Consider the following 20,634-nt stretch of genomic DNA (forward strand, 5'->3'; position numbering starts at 1 on the left):
AATCAAGGTCTTAAATGAAATGATTTTGGCTGTACAAAAGCACGGATGCCCTGGGACGAAAGTGTCGACCCCAAACCGGAATTTTTTCTGCCCGACCACGGTACATTAGGGCTTACACGGTCGCAGCAATTCCAGTACGCCGTACCGACATTCAATTCGCTCAACAACCTTAACGCCCGCTGTTCGTCATTTGAGAATACGGCGGCCGTCAACCCATAATCAGTATCGGCCATCAATTGCAAGGCTTCCTCATCCGAAGCAACCTTTTGGATTCCAATGATCGGTCCGAAAGATTCCGCTTTCATGACTTCCATTTCATGCGTGCAATCGCATAATACCGTAGGTTCAAAATAATATCCTTTGCCGTCCATTTCCTTTCCTCCTACCAATAGCGTTGCCCCCTTACCCCTTGCATCGGCGACTTGTTCCCTTAAAACCTGAATTTGTTGTTTCCGGGTCAACGGTCCTATAAAAGTCCCCAAATCCATCGGGTTTCCGATTTTATACGATTTCACTTCCTTGACAAAAGCATCGACAAATTTGTCATAAATTTTATCCGAAACATAAATACGTTCCACGGCACAACAACTTTGTCCATTGTTATAAAAAGCACCTTCCGCCGCATTCATGGCGGCCTGTTCTACGTCGGCTACGTCTTCCATAACGTAAAGCGGGTCTTTACCGCCCAGTTCAAGTTGCACCGGAACCAATTTGTGTGCCACCGTCTTGGCAATATGCAAACCTGTGGCATGGGATCCCGTAAAGAAATAACCGTCCAAATCGGCTTCAAGGATCTGCTGGCCCAAACTTCCATCGCCGACAACACATTGAAATACATTTTCCGGAATTCCAGCTTGCCATAAATATTTTTCGAACTGCTTTCCCGTCAAGGAAGCAAATTCGGAAGGTTTGTATACAACTGAATTTCCTGCCATCAAAGCATACAGAAACACATTGTACCCAACATTGTACGGAAAGTTCCAGGCCGAAATATTGGCAATTACGCCCAATGGTTCGTAAACAATCTTTTCATGGGTACTTCCCGAATCGACCAAGGTTTCGGAGGCCAGCCATTTTTCCGCATTTTGTCGTAAATGTTCGATCCGATTTTGGGCACCCTTGATCTCATTGAGTGATTGCTGCAACGGTTTACCCGTCTCTGAAGTCATAATTTCGGCAAATTCGTTTACGTTTTCTTGAATCAGTTCCCCAAACCGAACGATGCATCCAAGACGCTCTTGTACAGGTTTAAGGCCCCATGGGCGTTGGCCTTTACGCAACGATTCCATGACTTTGGACAATTCGTCCTTTGATGTTTCCTTTAATTCTGCTATGACTTCCTCGGTAGCCGGACTTATTATTTGCATCTGTTCTTTTTAACTGTTTTAATGGTCAAGGAAATATTATACAAACATAATCGGTTGCTTTGATAAATCGGTTAACGGACGCTTCATAATCTGCTTATTTTTTTCACTAAACAAAATTTCCGCTAAACTAATATCGTGCTTCGGATGCGCTTCGACATAAATTGCGCCTCGACAGGCTCGGCGTGACAATACATTCTTCATTTGCTATTATCATTACTTGAATTCTAGTGCATCGGACCTTCAACATGACGCTAGAGTTTCGGTTCGTTGTACGGCCAGATCAACAGAACAATGTCAGTCCGAACCTGTCGAGGACCTTTTTCTATTTCCCGGGCGACCATATTCCGTATAGTTCTTTGAAAACTCGATAAGGTCATTCCAATTTTCGTTAATCAGGGCCTCTTTCTTTTTATGGGACCATCCTTTTATCTGTTTTTAAATCTTTATCGCTTCTGATGGATTGGTACACTGAAGATGCCATTTTAAAATCACCGGTCTTCTCGAATAGGTATAACTATCTTTTCTATGACCCGATTTGTGTTGTGCCAACCTTCTTTCCAGGCCATTGGTCATTCCTGTGTAAAAGGTGCCATCGGAACAAAAAAGGATGTAGACGAAGTAGAATTTCATCATTTAAATATAAAAAATGTACTGCTAATGCGCCTCGACATGAATTGCGCTTCGACAAGCTCAGCGTGACAGCATAGTTTCGATTTGTCAAACGGCCAAATCAATGGAATAATGTCAGTCCGAGCCTGTCGAGGACCTTTTCGTATTTCATTGGCGATGCGCTTCGACAAGCTCAGCGTGACAATATCATTTCGATTTACAATGTTTCAAAAAAGCTTCATAAAGTCTATCGGCATCGATGACTTCGGTACCCAAAGTAGGTGAAAATTCGGGGTGCCATTGTACGCCCATCACCTTGCCGTCAGGCTCCTTTGAGTACCCGAAAGCTTCGATGATCCCATCGGGTGCATTTGCATAGACCTCCAAATCATTGCCTAGATCTTTGACCGCTTGATGATGTACAGTATTCACATAGGGATTTATTTCTTCCGAATACAAATGTGCCAAAAAAGTGCCTTTGACAAATGTTATGGGGTGCTTGATGGTATCGTACAACTCCGCCGAACGATGCTCATCGGCAACCGGATTTTGTGTGGCCGTATCTTGATACAAAGTGCCGCCAAAATATACGTTCATCAATTGCAATCCGCGACAAATGCCCAGTACCGGTTTTGAGTTTTTAATGGCGAAATCCAAAATTTTCATTTCGTACCGATCTCGGTACACATCGCCTTTCCATCTTCCTATGGGTTGCTCTCCATAGGTTTCGGGGGCCAAATCGACCCCGCCCTGAAAAACGAACCCATCCATTTCGGAAAGAATATCGACCAGTAATTCGTCTTTTACATCTGGAATCAATACGGGCAACACTCCTTTTTTGGTCAAGTAATTTGCCATATCGCTCTCGATATAGGTCAACGATTTCGGGCCGAAGACGATCCGCTCTTTATCTGGATATAAAAAGCAAGCGGAAATTCCGATTTTGATCATAGGGCTTTTTCATAAAGATTTTTAAAGTCGGCTCTTGTAACCGGTTTCGGATTATTGGGATGGCAAAAATCGGCTTCGGCCAGTTCTGAAAGTTCTTCAATATGCTTGGCTTCCACACCGATTGCGGAAAGTTTGGTCGGTAGCCCAAGCCGGTCGTTCATTTCAAAAAGGTGGTCCACTACCCTATTGCCGTTATTTTTTGACAGTCCGAAAGCATCGGCCATTTTATCGAATCGGGCCTCAAAGCCTTCGTAATTGAATTGCATGCCATAGGGCAGGTTGACCGCATTGGCCAATCCGTGGTGGGTATCCAACAAACTCGACAACGGATGCGCCAAACTGTGCACCACGCCCAATCCCTTTTGAAAGGCAACGGCCCCCATCAGCGAAGCCAGCAACATTTTTGCCCGCGATTCCACATCGGGGCGGTGCGTGGCAGTCTCCAGGGAATTGGCGATCAAAGCAATTCCCTCTAAAGCGATTCCATCGCACATAGGATGAAAATTCTTGGCCAAATAGGCTTCCATATTGTGTGTCAAGGCATCCATTCCAGTGGCCGCGGTAATAAAAGGAGGCAATTCCATGGTCAATAAAGGATCGGCGAACACCATTCTCGCCATCAATTTCGGACTGAAAAGTATGCGTTTCTTCTTTGACTCATCCTCGGAAATTATGGCGCTTCGACCAACCTCGCTCCCCGTTCCCGCTGTTGTGGGGATTGTCACAAAATGGGGAACGTCTTCGGTGACATATTTATCGCCCCCGATCAGATCGTCGTAATCGAACAGATCCCTTTTGTGATTGACGCGAAGAACGATGGCGCGGGCCACGTCAAGGGCCACCCCGCCACCGATGCCTATGATACAATCGCGACCCGTTTCGTGAAAGGCGTCCCCGCCCTTTAATACATCGGACTTTATAGGGTTTTTGTGCATTTCGCTAAAGACCTCAACGCTGAATCCTTTTTGTTGTAAATCGTTCTTTATTTCCTTAAAAAAAGACAACTCGGCCACCGTGCCGTCGGTAACCAAAAGCGGTCTAGAAAGTTTGTTGGCCTTTAAATAATCGGTCAGCTCCTTACTCGCTCCTGCCCCAAATCGAATCGGGCAAGGGAAATTGAAACCGTGAATTTTAGATACGTCCATTCAAATTTATCTTCTAATAATATTTAATAATACCTTTTGTATTGCGCTTCGACAAGCTCAGCATGACCTTTCAGTTTTCATTTGTTATTTTTACAACTTGAATTAAAGCGCTTCGTACTTTCAACAACGCCGGAGTTTCTGTGCGTTGCGCAACTTACTAAACGGAACAATTTTAGTGCGAGCCCGTCGAGGACCTTTTCACAATGTGCGCTTCCGACAAGCCCAGCATGACAATGCGTTTAAATAATTTCAAAATAGCGTTTCGTCTCCCAATCCGTCACTTCCGTTGAAAATCGTTTCCACTCCCACTCCCTTGTTTTTGTATAATGATCGACAAACTCGATACCGAAAAGTTGCTTGGCGATTTTAGAATTTTTCATCTTTTGGGAAGCTTCCCACAGATTCGAAGGCAATATTCCTTTTTTGACTTCATAACCATTGGCCTTGGTCTCGGCAACATCCAACTTCAATTTGTTCTTGATGCCGTAAAGTCCACTCGCCAGACAGGCCGCCATTGCCAAATACGGATTCACATCAGATCCCACAACGCGATGTTCGATCCGGGTCGATTTTTTTCCGGGTGCCAATACGCGTAGCGAACACGTTCTATTATCATGGCCCCAGGTCTGGTTTATCGGTGCCCAGGCGCCGACTACAAGTCTTTTATAACTATTCACGGTCGGCGCGAACATTGGTAATATCTCGGGCAGACATTTCAATTGCCCGGCCAAAAAGTGTTTCATGGCCTCGCTCATATGGTCTTCCGAACTGTCATCATAAAAAAGGTTTTCTTTCTTTTTTGGATCCCAAAGACTTTGATGTATGTGTCCGCCACAACCCGGAAGCACACTCTTCTGTTTGGCCATAAAACTGGCGATGATACCGTGGCGATAGGCAATTTCCTTAACGGCCGTTTTAAAGAGAACGGCGCGGTCAGCGGCTTCGAGAATACCGCTGTACTGAATGGCGGCTTCGGTAACCCCCGGTCCCGTTTCGGTATGCAGGCCCTCCAAGGGCACATCAAAAGCTTGCAACAAATTGAAGAGGTCATTGAAATATTCAGCGTTCTCCGACATCCTCAAAATCGAGTAGCCGAACATTCCGGGTGTCAAAGGTTGTGGGTCTAGATAATTCTTTTCCTTTAAAGAATCGGAAGTCTCACGGTAATTGAACCATTCGAATTCTTGTGAGAACATCGGGGCAAATCCCATCTGTTCGGCCTCCGCAATGATTTTTTTAAGTAAACTTCGCGGGCATACGGCCAGATCGTCGGACTTGTCACTGCCAAAATCCACCAGAAAAAAAGGCACGTTATCATCCCAGGGAACGGTTCGAAATGTATTCAAATCGATTCGCGCCTCAAAATCATCATAGCCAGTATGCCAACCCGTTACCTTTACATTATTCGTATAGGAAACATCGGCCATATCCCATCCGAAGACCACTGAGCAAAATCCAAATCCGTTCTCCAAGGCCGATAGCAACTTGTCGCGATGCATGAACTTACCGCGCAACACACCATCGATATCGACAATGGCGACCTTTACTTTCGAATGTTTGCTTTCCTTTACCTTTTTGATGATCTCGTTCTTATCCATACCGAAAGTTACTGCATTTTTTTATTTAAAAACAGGAGGAAATACAAATAGGAAAGCGCCACGATACCAAAGAATATGGCCGCCAACATCGGATTGTAATACGCCATCGCGATAAGGGCGATAGAAGCGATGATCAATGCCGTCATCGGAAATACCGGAAACATCGGCACTTTAAAAGGTCGCTCCATCGCGGGTTCTTTCTTTCGCAAGGCGAAGAAAGAGAACATCGAAACAATGTACAAGGCCAATGCCCCGAAACACGCGATGGTTATAATCTCACCGGTAGCCCCCGTGAACATGGCAACTATACCTATCAAGGTATTGAAGATCAATGCATTCGTAGGCGTTCTGAACTTGGGCTGTACCTTTCCCAAATAATTGGGGGCATAACCCCTTCGACCAAACTCGAAAGTGGCCCGACCACCGGCAAGAATGATTCCGTGAAATGAAGCTATCAAGCCTAAAAGTCCGATGCCGACCAATAATTTATATAAAAAATGTCCGCTATCGACCACTTGAGACAATGCCAAAGGTAACGGCGAATCGGAAGCCACATCACTACCTTCGGGGTAAACGACCGCTTCCCAGCCTGCAACCCCTACGGCAGCTGTGAATGTCAAAATGCATAAAATGACCAAGGTCACAATGGCCGATCCGAAACCGATCAAAATACTTCGTTGCGGATCAATGGCTTCCTCGGCGACATTCGCCACCCCTTCTATGGCCAAAAAGAACCAAATGGCAAAAGGAATCGCCGCAAATACCCCCTGAAAACCATTCGGTAAAGGGTTCATCTCTAAATTCGACATTTCGAATTCGGGCAAAGTGACCCCGGCAAAAATCAAGAGTTCGATGACCGCCAAAACAGTAACGACCAATTCAAAAGAGGCCGCAAGTTTGACCCCGAGAATGTTTATCACCGTGAAGATCAAATAGGCCCCGATGGCAAAAACCATCAAATCGATTGCCGGGTATACGAGGTTCAGATAGGCCCCGATGGCCGCGGCTATGGCCGGCGGGGCAAAAATGAACTCAATGTTCTGGGCGATTCCAGCGACAAAGCCCAAATGTTTGCCCAGCCCCCTATTGGCATATTCAAAGGCACCTCCCGCTTTCGGAATGGCACAGGCCATCTCGGTATAGCTAAAGGTAAAAGTGACATACATGACAATGATAAAGACGGTCGCGATGGCCAAACCATAGGTGCCACCCTCGGCCAGGCCAAGGTTCCAACCGAAATACATACCCGAAATCACGTACCCCACACCGAGGCCCCATAGCATTAAAGGACTTAAAGCTTTTTTTAATCCGATTTCGCTCATGGGCTTTGGTTTTTGGTCGGTCGAGTTAATTTAGATTGATTTCTTCTTTCAAAAATAGGGGAAATTAGTTTTGTAATCTTAGCGTCAAATGGGAATTTAGCCATATTAAGAGTTGTATTATATGGTTTTACCTTCTCACCGACCGAATACATATAATTGCTTAGTTTTATTGTGCCCGTAGAGTATCTATCACTATAACTACTTTAGCTCTCGTTAAAAATAACCAATGATAAAATTCTTTAGGAAAATTCGTCAAAAACTACTGACCGAAAATAAGCTGGGGCAATATCTTGCATACGCCCTCGGAGAAATTGTTTTGGTCGTTATTGGAATTCTTATTGCACTTGCCATCAACAATAGCCAACAGAAAAAGACCTTGGCAAAAAAGGAGCAAACTTATTTAAAGGGATTAAAAAATGAATTTGAGATCAGCAGAGTAAAATTGACCAGATTGGTCGAAGTAAACAAAAGAAACTACTTGGGAGCGAAACAGATATTGGACTACACAGCGGATCAAAATCAATTACCGACCGAAGCAATATTTTCGAACCTGCTTTTCAAATCTTTCTCCTATGATATCGCCTTTAACCCGAACAACTCTCTTTTGAACGAAATGATAAACTCCGGAAGCCTAAAGGACATATCAAATACAGAATTAAGAATACAATTGACCAATTGGATTTCCACACTCGACGATATCTCAGGACAGGAAGAAGATCTTGACAATCAAAGGAAAAAAGTACTCGACATGTTCAGGAGCGATGAAAATAGTATACGCACCATATTTGAGCACGCAAACCCCGACCAGCAAATCAGTTTTCCGAAAAGGGAAGATGGCATAAGCAATTTGAAATTATTGCGTTCGGTGGCATTTGAGAATAATATATTCATGTTTTATCTAACAAGCTACTCCACCGAAACATCACATTATAATCCATTGATGGACGATTTAAATGTGATTTTGGAATTGATCGAAACGGAAATAGAAGAATAACACATGACGGTTTCGATATAAATTAATACTGAATGCTATCGCCAAAAACAAAAAGAAACATTGCCAGAATAATTCCCTTTGGCATAATCTGGCTTCTTGTAGGCTGGTTCGTTTTGTTTATTCAAGAGGCCGCCATTGAAAACCAAAGCGTCATTACTTCTGGCGTAATCGCGCTTACGATCGAGGTATTTGTCTTCGCGAGCATAGCGGTATTTTTCGTTGGTCTCTTGGTCGGCAGCATTGAAGTGCTTTGGTTGGAAAGTCTTTTTGGCCAAAAAAGCCTTTCGAAAAAAATTCTCTATAAAACTGGTTTTTACACCGTTTTTATGCTTATTGTCATTGGTATCACCTACCCCATAGCGGCAGGTCTTGAAATGAGCGTGTCTCCTTTCGACAAAAGCGTTTGGCAAAGATTTTCAGATTATCTATCGACCCTCGATTTTTTAAGTACATTGGCTTCAATGTGCTTCAGCCTTTTTCTATGCTTTTTTTTCGCCGGAATCAGCGATAATCTTGGGCACGGAGTACTCATGAATTTCTTCACCGGAAAATACCACAGACCGACCGAGGAAGACCGGATATTCCTGTTCTGCGATATGAAACACTCCACTACTATTGCCGAACGCTTGGGCCATGTCAAATATTTTGAATTATTGCGGAAGTACTATTCCGACTTCTCAGATTCAATAATTCGTCATTCAGGGGAAATATATCAATATATTGGGGATGAAATTGTAATTTCTTGGAAATCGGAAGACGGAATCAAAAACAACAATTGTATCAGCTGCTTTTATGCCATGAAGGAAGACCTCAAAAAAAATGCGGACCGATACCGGTCAAATTACGGTGTGGCGCCGACTTTTAAAGCCGGACTACATTTAGGCAAGGTAACGACAGGTGAAATAGGTGCCCTCAAAAAAGAGATTATTTTTACAGGCGATGTCTTGAACACCACAGCACGTATTCAAGGGCTTTGTAACCAATTAAATGTAGACATTTTGGTTTCGGAAGATTTGGTAAAGGTATTGCCCCCTACTAACCCGTTCAAGGTTGTTTCAATGGGAACAACAGAATTGAAAGGCAAAGAGCAAAAAATGGAATTGTTCACCACCGAACTTTAGTTTTTTTAATACAAGAAACAGAACGCTATAGCATTGCACTTGTCGGATATTACAAGAAGTCTCCCCTTCGGAAATCAAAGATTAAATCATTAGGTTGCAAATCACTTTTTTCGCAACCAAACGTCAGGATCCAAATAAAACATCTTTTTCCAACCCTGAACGGCTACGGTATCCCTTAGATGAAAATAAGGAAACGGCGTCGTAATCGCATAATGCAAATGGGGCGGTTTGCCCTTGGCGTTCCCGGTATCGCCGACCGCACCCAAAACGGAGCCTCTTTTTAAAGGTTTAAACGGAAACGTCTTAATTTCATCCAAATGGGCATAATAATGGAATCGCCATTTGGGGCCAAGCACCATTACGGACTTCCCGCCTTTTCCGCCTTCATGGGTGTAAACTACGATACCGTGGGTAGAAGCTATGACATCGGTGCCCCTTTCCGCAAAAATATCGATGCCTTTATGCGTTATCGAGTTTCCCCACGGGTAGGCCCAAAACGAGTCATCGGCCCAGCTTTCGGTCGTGGCGCCCTTTACGGGTATTATCATGTTCTGGGGCAATAAAAATCCAACAGCAATAATTACAAAGGGCATCCAAAACCATTTGCGCATGCGACGATCCCGTACAAGCAGTGCGATGGTCGATAAGAGCACGAACCAAAATCTATTTGTGGTGTTGGTAATCATAATTCGTGGTAGTTCGTTCTTGGTTGATAGATTGTCCCAAACTGTCAACTAAAAACTATCAACGAAATTCATAGCATCCCTAAAAAATCATCTTCTGAAATAATCGGCACACCGAGGTTTTCGGCTTTTGTCTTTTTGCTCGGCCCCATGTTGTCGCCCGCGATCACATACGAAGTTTTTGACGAAATTGACGAGGAAACTTTGCCCCCATTGTCCTCGATCAATTTTTTTAATTCATTGCGCCCAAGTTTTTCAAAAACTCCCGAAACCACAAAAGATTTGCCTTTCAAAGTATCGGTCTGATTCTGCAACTGTGCTTCGGAAAGCGAAAATTGCAATCCGTATGATTTCAATCGGTTGACGATTTCAACATTTTCGGGGTTGTCGAAAAAAGCGACCACACTTTGCGCAATGCGCTCGCCGATTTCATCAACGGCGACCAAGTCGAGCATATTGGCCATCATCAGCGCATCGATATTCTTGTAGGCCTTGGCCAATTTTTTTGCCACCGTTTCACCGACATACCGTATGCCCAGCGCGAACAATACCCGTTCAAAGGGAATGCTCTTCGAGGCCTCTACTCCGGCCACCAAGTTTTCCGCCGATTTTTCGGCCATGCGCTCCAAAGGCATGACCTGCTCTTTGGTCAAAATGTATAGGTCGGCATAATTCTTAATCAGACCTTCCTTAAAGAGTAGTTCAACGGTTTCACTGCCCAGACCTTCGATATCCATCGCCTTTCGTGAAATGAAGTGCTGTATCCGTCCCGTAATTTGTGGCGGGCAGCCCATGTCGTTCGGACAAAAGTGTTGTGCCTCGCCTTCTTGACGGACCAATTCAGTGCCACATTCCGGACAGTTCGAAATATAAATAGTCGAATTGGAATCGGTGCTGCGCTTTGTAAAATCGACCCCGATTATTTTAGGAATGATTTCGCCCCCTTTTTCCACAAAAACGGTGTCGCCCTCGCGGATATCCAACTTGGCAATCTGGTCGGCGTTGTGCAATGAGGCCCTTTTGACCGTAGTACCGGCCAACAATACGGGCCGTAAATTGGCGACGGGGGTGATGGCCCCTGTTCGCCCCACTTGGTACGAGATTTCGTTCAAAACCGTGGAAACCTGTTCGGCCTTGAACTTATAGGCCAATGCCCATCGCGGGGCTTTTGCCGTATAGCCCAATTCTTCTTGCTGTTGCAGGTTATTCACCTTGACCACCACACCGTCGGTTTCATAGGGGAGTTCGTGTCGTTCGGTGTCCCATTGTTCGACAAAGGCCAAAACCTCATGGGTCGATTTGCACAACCTGGCGACCGAAGGAACCTTAAATCCCCACTCACGGGCCTTTTCCAGCATTTGCCACTGCGATTCAATGCCCAAATCATTACCCGTTACTTGATAAAGAAGACATTCCAAGGGACGTTGGGCGACCAGGGCACTGTCTTGTAATTTTAAACTTCCCGATGCGGTATTGCGCGGATTCATATAGGGTTCTTCCCCGTTCTCGATACGTTCTTGGTTCATTTTCGCAAACCCTTCGAAAGGCAATACAATCTCGCCACGGATATCGAATTTAGCAGGATAATCGCCTTTCAATCGTAGGGGAACCGAACGGATCGTCTTTATATTGGTGGTCACATCGTCTCCCTGAAAACCGTCTCCCCGGGTTACGGCACGTACAAGGCTACCATCTTCATAGGTCAGGCTGATACTTGCCCCGTCATACTTCAGTTCACAGGTAAATTCGACTTCAACGTCTCCCAGAATCCGCTGAACGCGTTTTTCCCAATCTTCGAGGTCTTCCTTCGAATAAGAGTTGTCCAAAGAATGCATGCGATGCGCATGTACTACGGTTTCGAAATTTTTGGTCACTGCGCCCCCGACCCTTAAGGTCGGCGATGAAGCATCGTAAAACTCAGGGTGCTTTTCTTCCAAGGCCTGAAGTTCCTTTAATTTCATATCGAATTCATAATCCGATATTGTGGGTTTGTCAAGTACGTAGTAATTGTAATTGTGTTCCCGCAATACTTCGCGCAGCGATGCTATTTTTTGTTTTGCTTCCATGCATGTCATTCCTGGCAGGCAGGAATCCGTTTAAGAGTTATTTTTTAATGTCTTTGCTCAATCGAGGGATTCCTCGTTTTGTTGCACTCCACTTCGGAATGACAAAAGACCCTGTTTTACTATTTATACACAATAGGAATCCTATTTTCAGACCTGTTCCTTTTTAATCCATTTGGGCAAGGGAAGCGGTTTGTAATCTTCCATTTTTTGCAGCAGTCCCTCAACTTCGTCATCGACCAAGATCATCTTGTAGTTTTCCTTCTTCAAAAAACCTTGGGCGACCATTTTTTGCAACATTTTCAATAGGTCATCATAAAAACCGTTGGTGTTCAAAATGCCGATCGGTTTTTGATGCAGACCGAGCTGTGCCCAAGTAATCATTTCAAAAAATTCTTCCAACGTTCCGTATCCGCCGGGCAGCGTGATTATACCATCTGACAATTCGTGCATCTTCAGCTTTCGCTCGTGCATATTTTTGGTAATGATCAATTCGGTGAGTCCGTCATGGTAGACTTCGCGCAACATTAAAAAATCTGGTATGACCCCGATTACCTTCCCATCCGCATCGAGTACGGACTGCGCAACCTTGCCCATAACCCCGATCTTCGCAGCACCATAGACGAGAACAATCTTTCTTTCGGCCAGCACCTTGCCCAATTCTGAAGCCCCTCGCAGAATGGCAGGATCGTTGCCTTCGCTACTTCCACAAAATACTACGATGTTCGCTAACTTTTTCATACTTGTCATTCGTGTGCGGAGGGATCCTTCATGCCCTTTACCCCCCTTGCTAAAAGGATGTACTTGCTTTCAACATTCTATTATTTCCAAAAAGATCTTTTCGCAGTTCAATATCCTGAAAATTTTTCGCTTCTAAAAGTGCCTGCGAATCTTCCGCCAAATATTGATTGATCTCCAGATAAAGCTTCCCATTTCCTTTAAGGTTTGCTTTGGCAAAGTCGGCAATTTTCGTATAAAATCGCAACGGGTCCTCATCGGGAACGAACAGTGCCAGTTCGGGCTCATGGCACAATACGTTTTCCGACATTTCCTTTTTATCCAACTCCCTGACATAAGGTGGGTTAGATACGACAACATCAAGTTCTATCTCAAATTCAACATTGAAGTTCAAAATATCAGCTTTGATAAATTCGATTTCAATCCCGTTCTTTTCCGCATTCTTTTTCGCGAGCTCCAGGGCCTTTTGCGAAACGTCCAGGGCCACGACTTTTGCCCCCGGAAGGTTCTTTGCCAAAGCAATGGCGATGCACCCACTACCGGTGCCGATGTCCAAAATTCTTAGGTCTCGACCGCGGTCGATCCGACAGTCCTCAATGATCCACCTTACAAGATCTTCCGTTTCCGGCCTAGGTATGAGTACATTTTCATTTACCCGCAATTCTAAATCCATGAATACGGTTTTCCCGATTATATATTGAACCGGGCGATGTAACTTTAATTGGGCAAGCGCTTCGAACAAAGGTTGTTCCTGTTCTTTCGAAACAATCAAATCAGGGCGCAGCGCCAAAACAAAACGCTCCAACTTCAGGTAGTGCTCGATCAAGAGGTAGAAAAAACTATCGACTTCACCTTGCGGGTAAATCGTATTCAATTCGCGATGGAAAATGTTTTTTATCTCCCTTAACAGCATCTTTGCGTATTATAAAATCCGTGCGGTTTAAAGTCCTATTTTTGCGAGGTGAATATACACACAAAATATATTCGGCGTTGCATTCAATTGGGCAAAAACGGTATCGGCACGACTTGGCCGAACCCAACGGTCGGCGCCGTAGTCGTTCATAACGAGCGTATTATTGGTGAGGGCTTTACCAGTGCCTATGGCGGGCCACATGCCGAGGTCAACGCCATTAATTCCGTAACAGACAGGTCATTACTTTCGAAAGCGACCTTGTATGTAAGTTTAGAGCCCTGTTCCCATTTTGGAAAAACGCCGCCCTGCGCCGATCTGATCATCGAACACCATATTCCCAGAGTGGTTATCGGGATCAAGGACCCGCACGAAAAAGTGGCCGGTAAAGGCATTCAGAGATTGAAGGATGCCGGTTGTGAGGTGCAGGTCGGAATTTTGGAGGATGAATGTCGCAAGCACCACAAACGGTTCTTGACCTTTCATGAAAAGAAGCGACCCTTCATTATTTTGAAATGGGCCGTATCTGCCGATGGATTTATCGCCCCGGATAAAAGTTTAAGGAAAGACAACCCTGAGCCCCATTGGATCACCAATTCGAAATCAAGGCAATTGGTGCACAAATGGCGAAGCGAAGAACAGGCCATTTTGGTAGGAACGCATACCGTAATGGAAGACAATCCGAAGTTAAATGTTCGCGAGTGGGAAGGAAAATCCCCAATACGTATCGTTCTTGACAGAGACGGAAAAATTCCGAAGGAAGCCCATGTACTTGACGGAAGCATCACTACATTGGTATTGACCGCTAAAAAAGATATGGGAAATTCACAAAACATCGAGTATATCGAAATTGATTTTGGGAAGGGCATTGCCCCCCAAATCAATGAGGTGCTTTTCAAAAAAAACATTGTTAGCCTGATCGTAGAAGGTGGCGCAAAGACCCTACAGACTTTTATCGATGCGAACCTTTGGGATGAAGCCCGCGTTTTTAGAAGTATGACAAACTTTAAAAAAGGACTGAAAGCACCGATTTTTTCGGGAAAACTTGTTGGCGAACAAAAAATATTGAACGACACCCTAACCACATACCGAAATGATCAATAACATCATCTTTGACTTTGGTGACATTTTCATCAATCTTGACAAGCAAATCATTTTCCGAGAAGCAGAAAAATTTGGAGGCGCATTGCACCTGACCCCTGAAATACAGAAGATTCTTGATGATTTTGAAATTGGGGAAATTTCTCCCGACATGTTCATTTCGGCACTGCAAGAAGTCTATCCCAAGGCAACAACGCGGCAAATCGAAAATATATGGAACGGTATGTTATTGGATTTTCCCGATTATCGATTGGATTTCATTACCGATCTGGCCAAGGAAAACAAATACCGTTTGTTTTTGCTAAGCAATACGAATGCGCTACATATTCCATATTTGGAAAAAAAATGGGGGGCCGAGAGATTCGACCGCTTCAAGAACTGCTTTGAAAAGTTCTATTTATCGCAAGAGATCGGTCTGAGAAAACCCAATGCCGACATCTTTGAATTTGTACTCGATGAAAACGGCCTAAAGACTGATGAAACATTTTTCATCGACGACTCAAAAGAAAATACCGATGCAGCCGAAAAGTTGGGAATCCGCTGCTGGAACCTGCAAGTGGGCGAAGAGGATATTGTCGATTTAAAATCAAGATTGCCACATGTTTGATCTCGGTCTGAGCATACTCTGCTCTAGTTTGATCTTTGTCATTTTCAAACTTTTCTCGGTTTATAAAATAGAGACGCTTTATGCGATCATTACGAATTATATCGTCGCCTCTTGTTGTGGTTTTCTTTTTTATCATGGCAATATTCCGGTTATTGAAATTCCCGAAAAAAACTGGTTCTGGGGCACCTTTGCCTTGGGCATCCTGTTCATTACGATATTTAACATTATGGCGGCTACCTCGCAAAAATTAGGTGTATCGGTGGCATCGGTGGCGACAAAGATGTCGTTGGTCATTCCGGTCGTTTTTGGTGTCATAATGTATAGTGAACAGCTGGGAGCCCTAAAAATATTGGGCATTGTATTGGCATTGGTCGCGGTCTATTTTGCTTCCCATAAAGGTAAATCGGTCACTATTCAAAAATCGTCATTGCTATTGCCATTGCTCGTTTTTTTGGGATCGGGCATAATCGATACAGCGATCAAGTATATGCAGGAAATACACATAAAAGAGGCCGAATTCCCCCTCTTCTCTGCGACCGTTTTCGGGGCCGCTGCGATTACCGGATTGCTTTTCATCCTGATAAAATCCATTAAAAATCCCTTGAGGCCCAATCTTAAAAATATTTTGGGCGGAATAATATTGGGCGTGCCCAATTATTTCTCCGTTTTTTTCTTGATGCGCGCCTTGCAGAACGGTACTTTGAACAGTGCTTCGATCTTCACCGTAAACAATGTCGCTATAGTGATGTTCTCTACCTTATTGGGGGTCATGTTGTTCAAGGAAAAAGTAAGTTTGAAAAACTGGGCCGGCATTGCCTTGGCCGTTACTAGTATCTTATTGGTCGCACTGACTTGAATGACAAAAATACCCGATACATATAAAACCCTTCTTAAACCATCACCTGAAACACTCTTCAAGGAAAAGAAAAGCAAATTCTATGGTTATGCCTTTCCGGTTAGGTCGGAAGAAGAAGTAAAACCCATTTTGGACAGGTTAAAAAAGAAACACCATACGGCCAATCATGTTTGCTACGCCTGGCAGATAGGTATTGGCGAAATTCGCTATCGCGCCAACGACGACGGCGAACCGAACAATTCCGCAGGAATGCCCATTTATGGCCAGATACAGTCTTACGAACTAACGAATGTTCTTGTTGCCGTGGCCCGAATATTCGGTGGCACCAAACTGGGCGTCGGCGGATTGATAAGTGCATATCGTGAATCGGCAAAAATGGCCCTGGAAGCTTCAAAAATCGTAAAAAGAACCACACGCTTGCATTACAGGCTCGATTTTGAATATGCCGAAATGAATGTGGTCATGGCCAATATTAAAAGGTCAAGGCTCGAAATATCTTCTCAGGAAATGGGAGCCGCTTGTAGTATCATTCTATCGGTAGCCAAAAAGAACGAATCTAAAATGTTAGATTCATTCTTGTCTTTACATAAGGTAAAGGTTACCAAATTGAACTAGGTCTTTAACTTTTCAAGAATATAATCGGGACATCGAACGGGTTTGTTTTTCTTCATATCGATAAAGGCCAAAACGGTATTTGCCTCAGCCAGAATTTCGTTCAAATCGTTATAGATCATATAATCAAATTCGATCTTTACAAGCGGCATTTTTTTTAGGCGCGTCTCGACAGTGATCAGGTCGTCGTAGGTCGCCGATTTTTTAAAATTTAGGCTCAATGACACCACTGGCAGCATAATGCCGGATTCTTCCATTTTTTTGTAGGAAATTCCCATATCTCTGAGCCATTCTATTCTTCCCATCTCTAGATATTGCGCATAGTTGCCGTGATACACGACTCCCATTTGATCCGTTTCGGCATAACGCACACGGAAAGATATTCTGTTAAAATCCATTGAATTTCAGGTAAAAACGATATATTTAAAAGATTTCGATTTGAAGCGGCTGAACATGCGAAAAAAAAAGGGCAAATTCAATAGGATTTGATTTTTTTTTTAGCTTTTTTGTTCACATATTTGCTCAACTAAGAAACAAGGTAAGCTCCGACCGAATTTCGACCAACTGACAAGACCACTAACCAACAAAATAAGAGACTTTTTTAAATGAGTGTTACTGCTAATTCCGTATGGAACAATTGTTTGGCCTTTATCCAAGATAATATCCAACCGCAGGCATTCAAAACGTGGTTCGAGCCAATTAAGCCCGTTAAACTTGCGGACAATGCCCTGAGTATTCAGGTACCCAGTAAATTTTTCTATGAGTGGCTCGAAGAACATTACGTTAAAATTCTGAAAGTGGCACTTACGCGCGAATTGGGCGAATCGGCCAAATTGGTGTATGTCATCAGAATGGAGAACACCTATGGCAATCGCGAACCTTTTACCGAAAAAATACCTAGTGCGAATCGCAGCGGTGTCGACCCTCAAGAAATGGACGTACCTATTAAATCGAAAAACCCCGAGCTTCGCAATCCGTTTGTAATTCCTGGAATCCGAAACATCAAGATAGAGTCGCAATTAAACCCCAATTATAATTTCGACAACTTTTTAGAGGGCGATTCGAATCGTTTGGCCCGTTCGGCAGGTATGGCGGTAGCCAACAAACCGGGGGGTACTTCTTTCAATCCGCTTTTGGTCTTTGGGGGCGTTGGACTCGGCAAGACCCATCTGGCGCACGCCATCGGGGTCGAGATAAAGGACAAATATCCTGAACGTACCGTGTTGTACATTTCGGCCGAGAAGTTTACCCAACAATACATTGAATCCGTAAAAAAGAATACCCGCAACGATTTCATCCATTTTTATCAGTTGATCGATGTTCTGATAATTGACGATGTGCAATTTTTGTCGGGCAAATCGGGCACACAAGATGTTTTCTTCCACATATTCAACCATTTGCACCAAAATGGAAAACAAGTGGTACTAACATCTGACAAAGCACCTGTCGATATGCAGGATATCGAGCAAAGGCTACTATCGCGGTTTAAGTGGGGACTCTCGGCCGAGTTGCAGAACCCTGATTATGAAACGCGAATTTCCATCCTTAAGAACAAGTTGTATCGTGACGGTGTAGAAATGCCGAATGAAATCGTCGAATATGTGGCCAAACATATAAAAACCAATATCCGCGAGTTGGAAGGTGCCATAATATCGCTCATTGCCCAATCTTCTTTCAACAAAAAAGAAGTGACGTTGGAACTCGCGCAACATGTCGTCGAAAAGTTCGTGAAGAACACCAAACGCGAGGTTTCAATAGACTATATTCAAAAAGTGGTCTCCGACTATTTCGAGATGGATGTTGCCACCCTGCAATCAAAGACACGCAAGAGACATATTGTCCAGGCCCGTCAATTGGCCATGTTCTTCGCCAAAAAGTTTACAAAGGCTTCCTTGGCGAGTATCGGTTCGCAAATCGGAAAAAGAGACCATGCCACAGTACTTCACGCATGCAAAACGGTTGACAATCTTGCTGAAACCGACAAACAATTCCGCAAGTATATAGATGATCTGACCAAAAAATTCTCTTAAATTATATGCCGGTTAAAATCTTGATGGTGTGCCTAGGAAATATTTGTAGGTCGCCATTGGCAGAAGGCATTTTACAAAGTAAGGTCGATCCAAAAAAAGTAATCGTCGAGTCGGCAGGAACAGGAAGTTGGCACATAGGAAATCGGCCCGATGAACGAAGTATTGCTGTTGGCCTTAAACACGGAATCGACATAAGGTACCAACGATGCAGACAATTTACAAAGGTTGATTTCGACAGGTTCGACTTTATTTATACAATGGACAAGAGCAATTATTCCCGTGTACTAACCTTGGCGGATACCAAGGAAAAAGAAATGAAAGTAAAGCTTATTCTCGATGAAATTGCAATCGATGTTAACGAGGTTCCCGATCCATATTACGGTGGCGAAAATGGTTTCGAAGAGGTCTACCAAATGTTGGACCTCGCGTGTGATGCCATTGCAAAAAACTTAAAAACCGGAAATAACGCTTGACAATGGGCCAAAGAAAAGAAGCTTTTGGAAAGCTATACCTTATTCCAACGACACTGGGAGAAAATGAACCACTTGAAGTATTGCCAATCTCCATTAAACGGGTAATCGAAGGTACGGATCATTATATTGTCGAAAATGAAAAAACGGCACGAAGGTTCATTAAGAAAATAAGTCCGAGAAAATCACAGCCTTCTCTCGTAATGGAGGTGCTGAACAAGTATACGGAAGCCGAAAGCCTTCCTGTTTTTTTAGAACCTTGCCTACAAGGTCATGACATCGGTGTGTTATCGGAAGCCGGTTGCCCTGGAATTGCCGACCCGGGAGGGGAGATAGTGAAATTGGCCCATGAAAAGGGAATTCAAGTCATACCTCTGGTCGGTCCCTCATCGATTTTTTTAGCATTGATGGCAAGTGGTCTAAACGGCCAGAATTTTACCTTTAATGGCTATCTTCCCATAGATAGCGTTGAGCGGAAAAAAGCAATAAAATTGATGGAGAAAACATCGAAAAATGAGCAACGTTCGCAGTTGTTCATAGAAACTCCCTATAGAAACGACAAGTTGTTGACCGAATTGCTCAGAACCTTAAGGCCTGACACTTTGTTATGCGTAGCTGCCGATATTACCCTTGCCTCTGAGTACATAAAGACCATGGCCGTTTCTGAATGGATAAAAGATACTCCGGATCTGCACAAAAGACCCACGATTTTTATATTACAGGGATAAAAATAAACCCTGACGATACCGACAGGGCCTACCCATTTTCATATATACATAGTGCTGTTAAACCTTTGGGTTGCGCTTTGGAGGAACATGCGATATGTCATAGCCCGAAAATCTTCTGAGATATTTGGCTATCGTACTGCCATATTCATCCGTAACGTCAACCTGTCCATAAGACCTCAGGTACTTTTTTACATTGCCGGCACCTGCCAAATGTGCGGCCGCCAACATTCCCGATTCGGTAATCTCGATACCTTGTATATGCTTTCCTACGAAACGATCGATATCTCTTCGTAAAATCCATTTGTTACGGGCAATGTTCGTACGGAATGCCTTTTCCTGTAATTCAGGATTGTTCAAGAAATGGGTCGCGTTATACACCCCCATTAGTTGAAGGGTGCCTATTCCGAATTGATATTTGCCCAAATATCCTAAAGCATTGACCGAAAAGTAATCGCCCTGCGACTCTTTAAAAGCCAAAGCCTCCTTAAAACCGATATACGAACTTCCCAAAAAGGGAGGTGCGATCATCGTTGTAGCAATATAAGTCTTGTTTTTGGGGTGCAAGACTTCAGTAGGTTCAGTTACCTTAAGGTTCTTAGGTACCTTCACTTTGGTTTCGTACCTAAAACTCATTAAGATAAGGAGCATGATAAGAGAACTGAAAAAAAAGACACATCTTCTCATATCTCTGTTTTTATTAAGACTTACAGTCAAGACCTGCTTAAAATT

At 43.8% G+C, this 20,634-nt stretch carries 21 protein-coding genes; 9 read left to right on the top strand and 12 right to left on the bottom strand.

The genetic code is table 11. The features are described 5' to 3' along the window. Positions 1 to 2: 2 nt before the first annotated feature. From ACEZ3G_RS11975 to eat, 6 genes are all read right to left on the bottom strand, one after another. Complete coding sequence (locus ACEZ3G_RS11975) at positions 3 to 1,367, bottom strand: aldehyde dehydrogenase family protein (RefSeq protein ID WP_432425727.1); 1,365 nt, start codon at positions 1,365 to 1,367, stop codon at positions 3 to 5. A gap of 435 nt (positions 1,368 to 1,802) precedes the next feature. Then, complete coding sequence (locus tag ACEZ3G_RS11980) at positions 1,803 to 2,000, bottom strand: GIY-YIG nuclease family protein (protein ID WP_432425728.1); 198 nt, start codon at positions 1,998 to 2,000, stop codon at positions 1,803 to 1,805. 183 nt (positions 2,001 to 2,183) lie between these two features. Continuing rightward, positions 2,184 to 2,927, bottom strand: a complete 744-nt coding sequence (locus tag ACEZ3G_RS11985) for a gamma-glutamyl-gamma-aminobutyrate hydrolase family protein (protein ID WP_432425729.1) — start codon at positions 2,925 to 2,927, stop codon at positions 2,184 to 2,186. Beyond that, on the bottom strand, positions 2,924 to 4,072 hold the full coding sequence (locus tag ACEZ3G_RS11990; protein ID WP_432425730.1) for an iron-containing alcohol dehydrogenase: 1,149 nt from the start codon (positions 4,070 to 4,072) through the stop codon (positions 2,924 to 2,926). The genes ACEZ3G_RS11985 and ACEZ3G_RS11990 overlap by 4 nt, the downstream gene beginning before the upstream one ends. Positions 4,073 to 4,311: 239 nt before the next feature. Further along, the gene (locus ACEZ3G_RS11995) at positions 4,312 to 5,670 is read right to left on the bottom strand and encodes a glutamine synthetase family protein (protein ID WP_432425731.1); all 1,359 of its coding nucleotides are present in this window, start codon (positions 5,668 to 5,670) and stop codon (positions 4,312 to 4,314) included. Between the two features lie 8 nt (positions 5,671 to 5,678). Continuing rightward, positions 5,679 to 6,992: an ethanolamine permease gene (gene eat / locus ACEZ3G_RS12000; RefSeq protein ID WP_432425732.1), complete on the bottom strand. Its 1,314-nt coding sequence runs from the start codon at positions 6,990 to 6,992 to the stop codon at positions 5,679 to 5,681. Between the two features lie 226 nt (positions 6,993 to 7,218). Between eat and ACEZ3G_RS12005 the strand changes: the two genes are divergently transcribed. Further along, on the top strand, positions 7,219 to 7,986 hold the full coding sequence (locus ACEZ3G_RS12005; RefSeq protein ID WP_432425733.1) for a DUF6090 family protein: 768 nt from the start codon (positions 7,219 to 7,221) through the stop codon (positions 7,984 to 7,986). A gap of 32 nt (positions 7,987 to 8,018) precedes the next feature. Next, positions 8,019 to 9,107, top strand: coding sequence for an adenylate/guanylate cyclase domain-containing protein (locus ACEZ3G_RS12010; protein WP_432425734.1), 1,089 nt, complete (start codon positions 8,019 to 8,021; stop codon positions 9,105 to 9,107). Positions 9,108 to 9,208: 101 nt separating this feature from the next. On the opposite strand, the gene ACEZ3G_RS12015 is transcribed toward ACEZ3G_RS12010, so the two are convergent. The 4 genes from ACEZ3G_RS12015 to prmC all read right to left on the bottom strand — a co-directional run bounded on the left by ACEZ3G_RS12015 (position 9,209) and on the right by prmC (position 13,504). Further along, positions 9,209 to 9,793, bottom strand: coding sequence for a M23 family metallopeptidase (locus ACEZ3G_RS12015; RefSeq protein ID WP_432425735.1), 585 nt, complete (start codon positions 9,791 to 9,793; stop codon positions 9,209 to 9,211). A 68-nt stretch (positions 9,794 to 9,861) separates the two neighbouring features. Beyond that, on the bottom strand, positions 9,862 to 11,856 hold the full coding sequence (ligA, locus tag ACEZ3G_RS12020; protein ID WP_432425736.1) for an NAD-dependent DNA ligase LigA: 1,995 nt from the start codon (positions 11,854 to 11,856) through the stop codon (positions 9,862 to 9,864). Between the two features lie 147 nt (positions 11,857 to 12,003). Next, positions 12,004 to 12,594: an LOG family protein gene (locus ACEZ3G_RS12025; protein WP_432425737.1), complete on the bottom strand. Its 591-nt coding sequence runs from the start codon at positions 12,592 to 12,594 to the stop codon at positions 12,004 to 12,006. 49 nt (positions 12,595 to 12,643) lie between these two features. After that, the gene (gene prmC, locus ACEZ3G_RS12030) at positions 12,644 to 13,504 is read right to left on the bottom strand and encodes a peptide chain release factor N(5)-glutamine methyltransferase (protein ID WP_432425738.1); all 861 of its coding nucleotides are present in this window, start codon (positions 13,502 to 13,504) and stop codon (positions 12,644 to 12,646) included. Positions 13,505 to 13,552: 48 nt separating this feature from the next. On the opposite strand from prmC, the gene ribD reads away from it, so the two are divergent. From ribD to ACEZ3G_RS12050, 4 genes are read left to right on the top strand one after another with little or no spacing between them, the layout of a single operon-like run. Continuing rightward, complete coding sequence (gene ribD / locus ACEZ3G_RS12035) at positions 13,553 to 14,605, top strand: bifunctional diaminohydroxyphosphoribosylaminopyrimidine deaminase/5-amino-6-(5-phosphoribosylamino)uracil reductase RibD (RefSeq protein WP_432425739.1); 1,053 nt, start codon at positions 13,553 to 13,555, stop codon at positions 14,603 to 14,605. Beyond that, the gene (locus ACEZ3G_RS12040) at positions 14,595 to 15,209 is read left to right on the top strand and encodes an HAD family hydrolase (RefSeq protein WP_432425740.1); all 615 of its coding nucleotides are present in this window, start codon (positions 14,595 to 14,597) and stop codon (positions 15,207 to 15,209) included. The genes ribD and ACEZ3G_RS12040 overlap by 11 nt, the downstream gene beginning before the upstream one ends. Continuing rightward, positions 15,202 to 16,065 (top strand): EamA family transporter, encoded by an 864-nt coding sequence (locus tag ACEZ3G_RS12045; RefSeq protein WP_432425741.1) that lies wholly within the window; start codon positions 15,202 to 15,204, stop codon positions 16,063 to 16,065. Before ACEZ3G_RS12040 ends, ACEZ3G_RS12045 begins: the two co-directional genes overlap by 8 nt. Beyond that, the gene (locus ACEZ3G_RS12050) at positions 16,066 to 16,680 is read left to right on the top strand and encodes an IMPACT family protein (RefSeq protein ID WP_432425742.1); all 615 of its coding nucleotides are present in this window, start codon (positions 16,066 to 16,068) and stop codon (positions 16,678 to 16,680) included. It begins immediately after the preceding gene. Here the strand turns inward: ACEZ3G_RS12050 and ACEZ3G_RS12055 are convergent. Next, positions 16,677 to 17,075 (bottom strand): acyl-CoA thioesterase, encoded by a 399-nt coding sequence (locus tag ACEZ3G_RS12055; protein WP_432425743.1) that lies wholly within the window; start codon positions 17,073 to 17,075, stop codon positions 16,677 to 16,679. The genes ACEZ3G_RS12050 and ACEZ3G_RS12055 overlap by 4 nt on opposite strands. A 207-nt stretch (positions 17,076 to 17,282) precedes the next feature. On the opposite strand from ACEZ3G_RS12055, the gene dnaA reads away from it, so the two are divergent. From dnaA to ACEZ3G_RS12070, 3 genes are read left to right on the top strand one after another with little or no spacing between them, the layout of a single operon-like run. Next, positions 17,283 to 18,707: a chromosomal replication initiator protein DnaA gene (gene dnaA, locus ACEZ3G_RS12060; RefSeq protein ID WP_432425744.1), complete on the top strand. Its 1,425-nt coding sequence runs from the start codon at positions 17,283 to 17,285 to the stop codon at positions 18,705 to 18,707. 5 nt (positions 18,708 to 18,712) lie between these two features. Further along, on the top strand, positions 18,713 to 19,180 hold the full coding sequence (locus tag ACEZ3G_RS12065) for a low molecular weight protein-tyrosine-phosphatase (protein WP_432425745.1): 468 nt from the start codon (positions 18,713 to 18,715) through the stop codon (positions 19,178 to 19,180). A gap of 2 nt (positions 19,181 to 19,182) precedes the next feature. Continuing rightward, entirely contained in the window at positions 19,183 to 19,905 is a 723-nt protein-coding gene (locus ACEZ3G_RS12070) for an SAM-dependent methyltransferase (RefSeq protein WP_432425746.1), read from the top strand. Positions 19,906 to 19,962: 57 nt separating this feature from the next. Here ACEZ3G_RS12070 and ACEZ3G_RS12075 read toward each other — a convergent pair whose 3' ends face one another. Continuing rightward, positions 19,963 to 20,589: a hypothetical protein gene (locus tag ACEZ3G_RS12075; protein ID WP_432425747.1), complete on the bottom strand. Its 627-nt coding sequence runs from the start codon at positions 20,587 to 20,589 to the stop codon at positions 19,963 to 19,965. Between the last annotated feature and the right edge of the window lie 45 nt (positions 20,590 to 20,634).

Source organism: Meishania litoralis, assembly GCF_042611095.1.
Lineage (GTDB): Bacteria > Bacteroidota > Bacteroidia > Flavobacteriales > Flavobacteriaceae > Meishania > Meishania litoralis.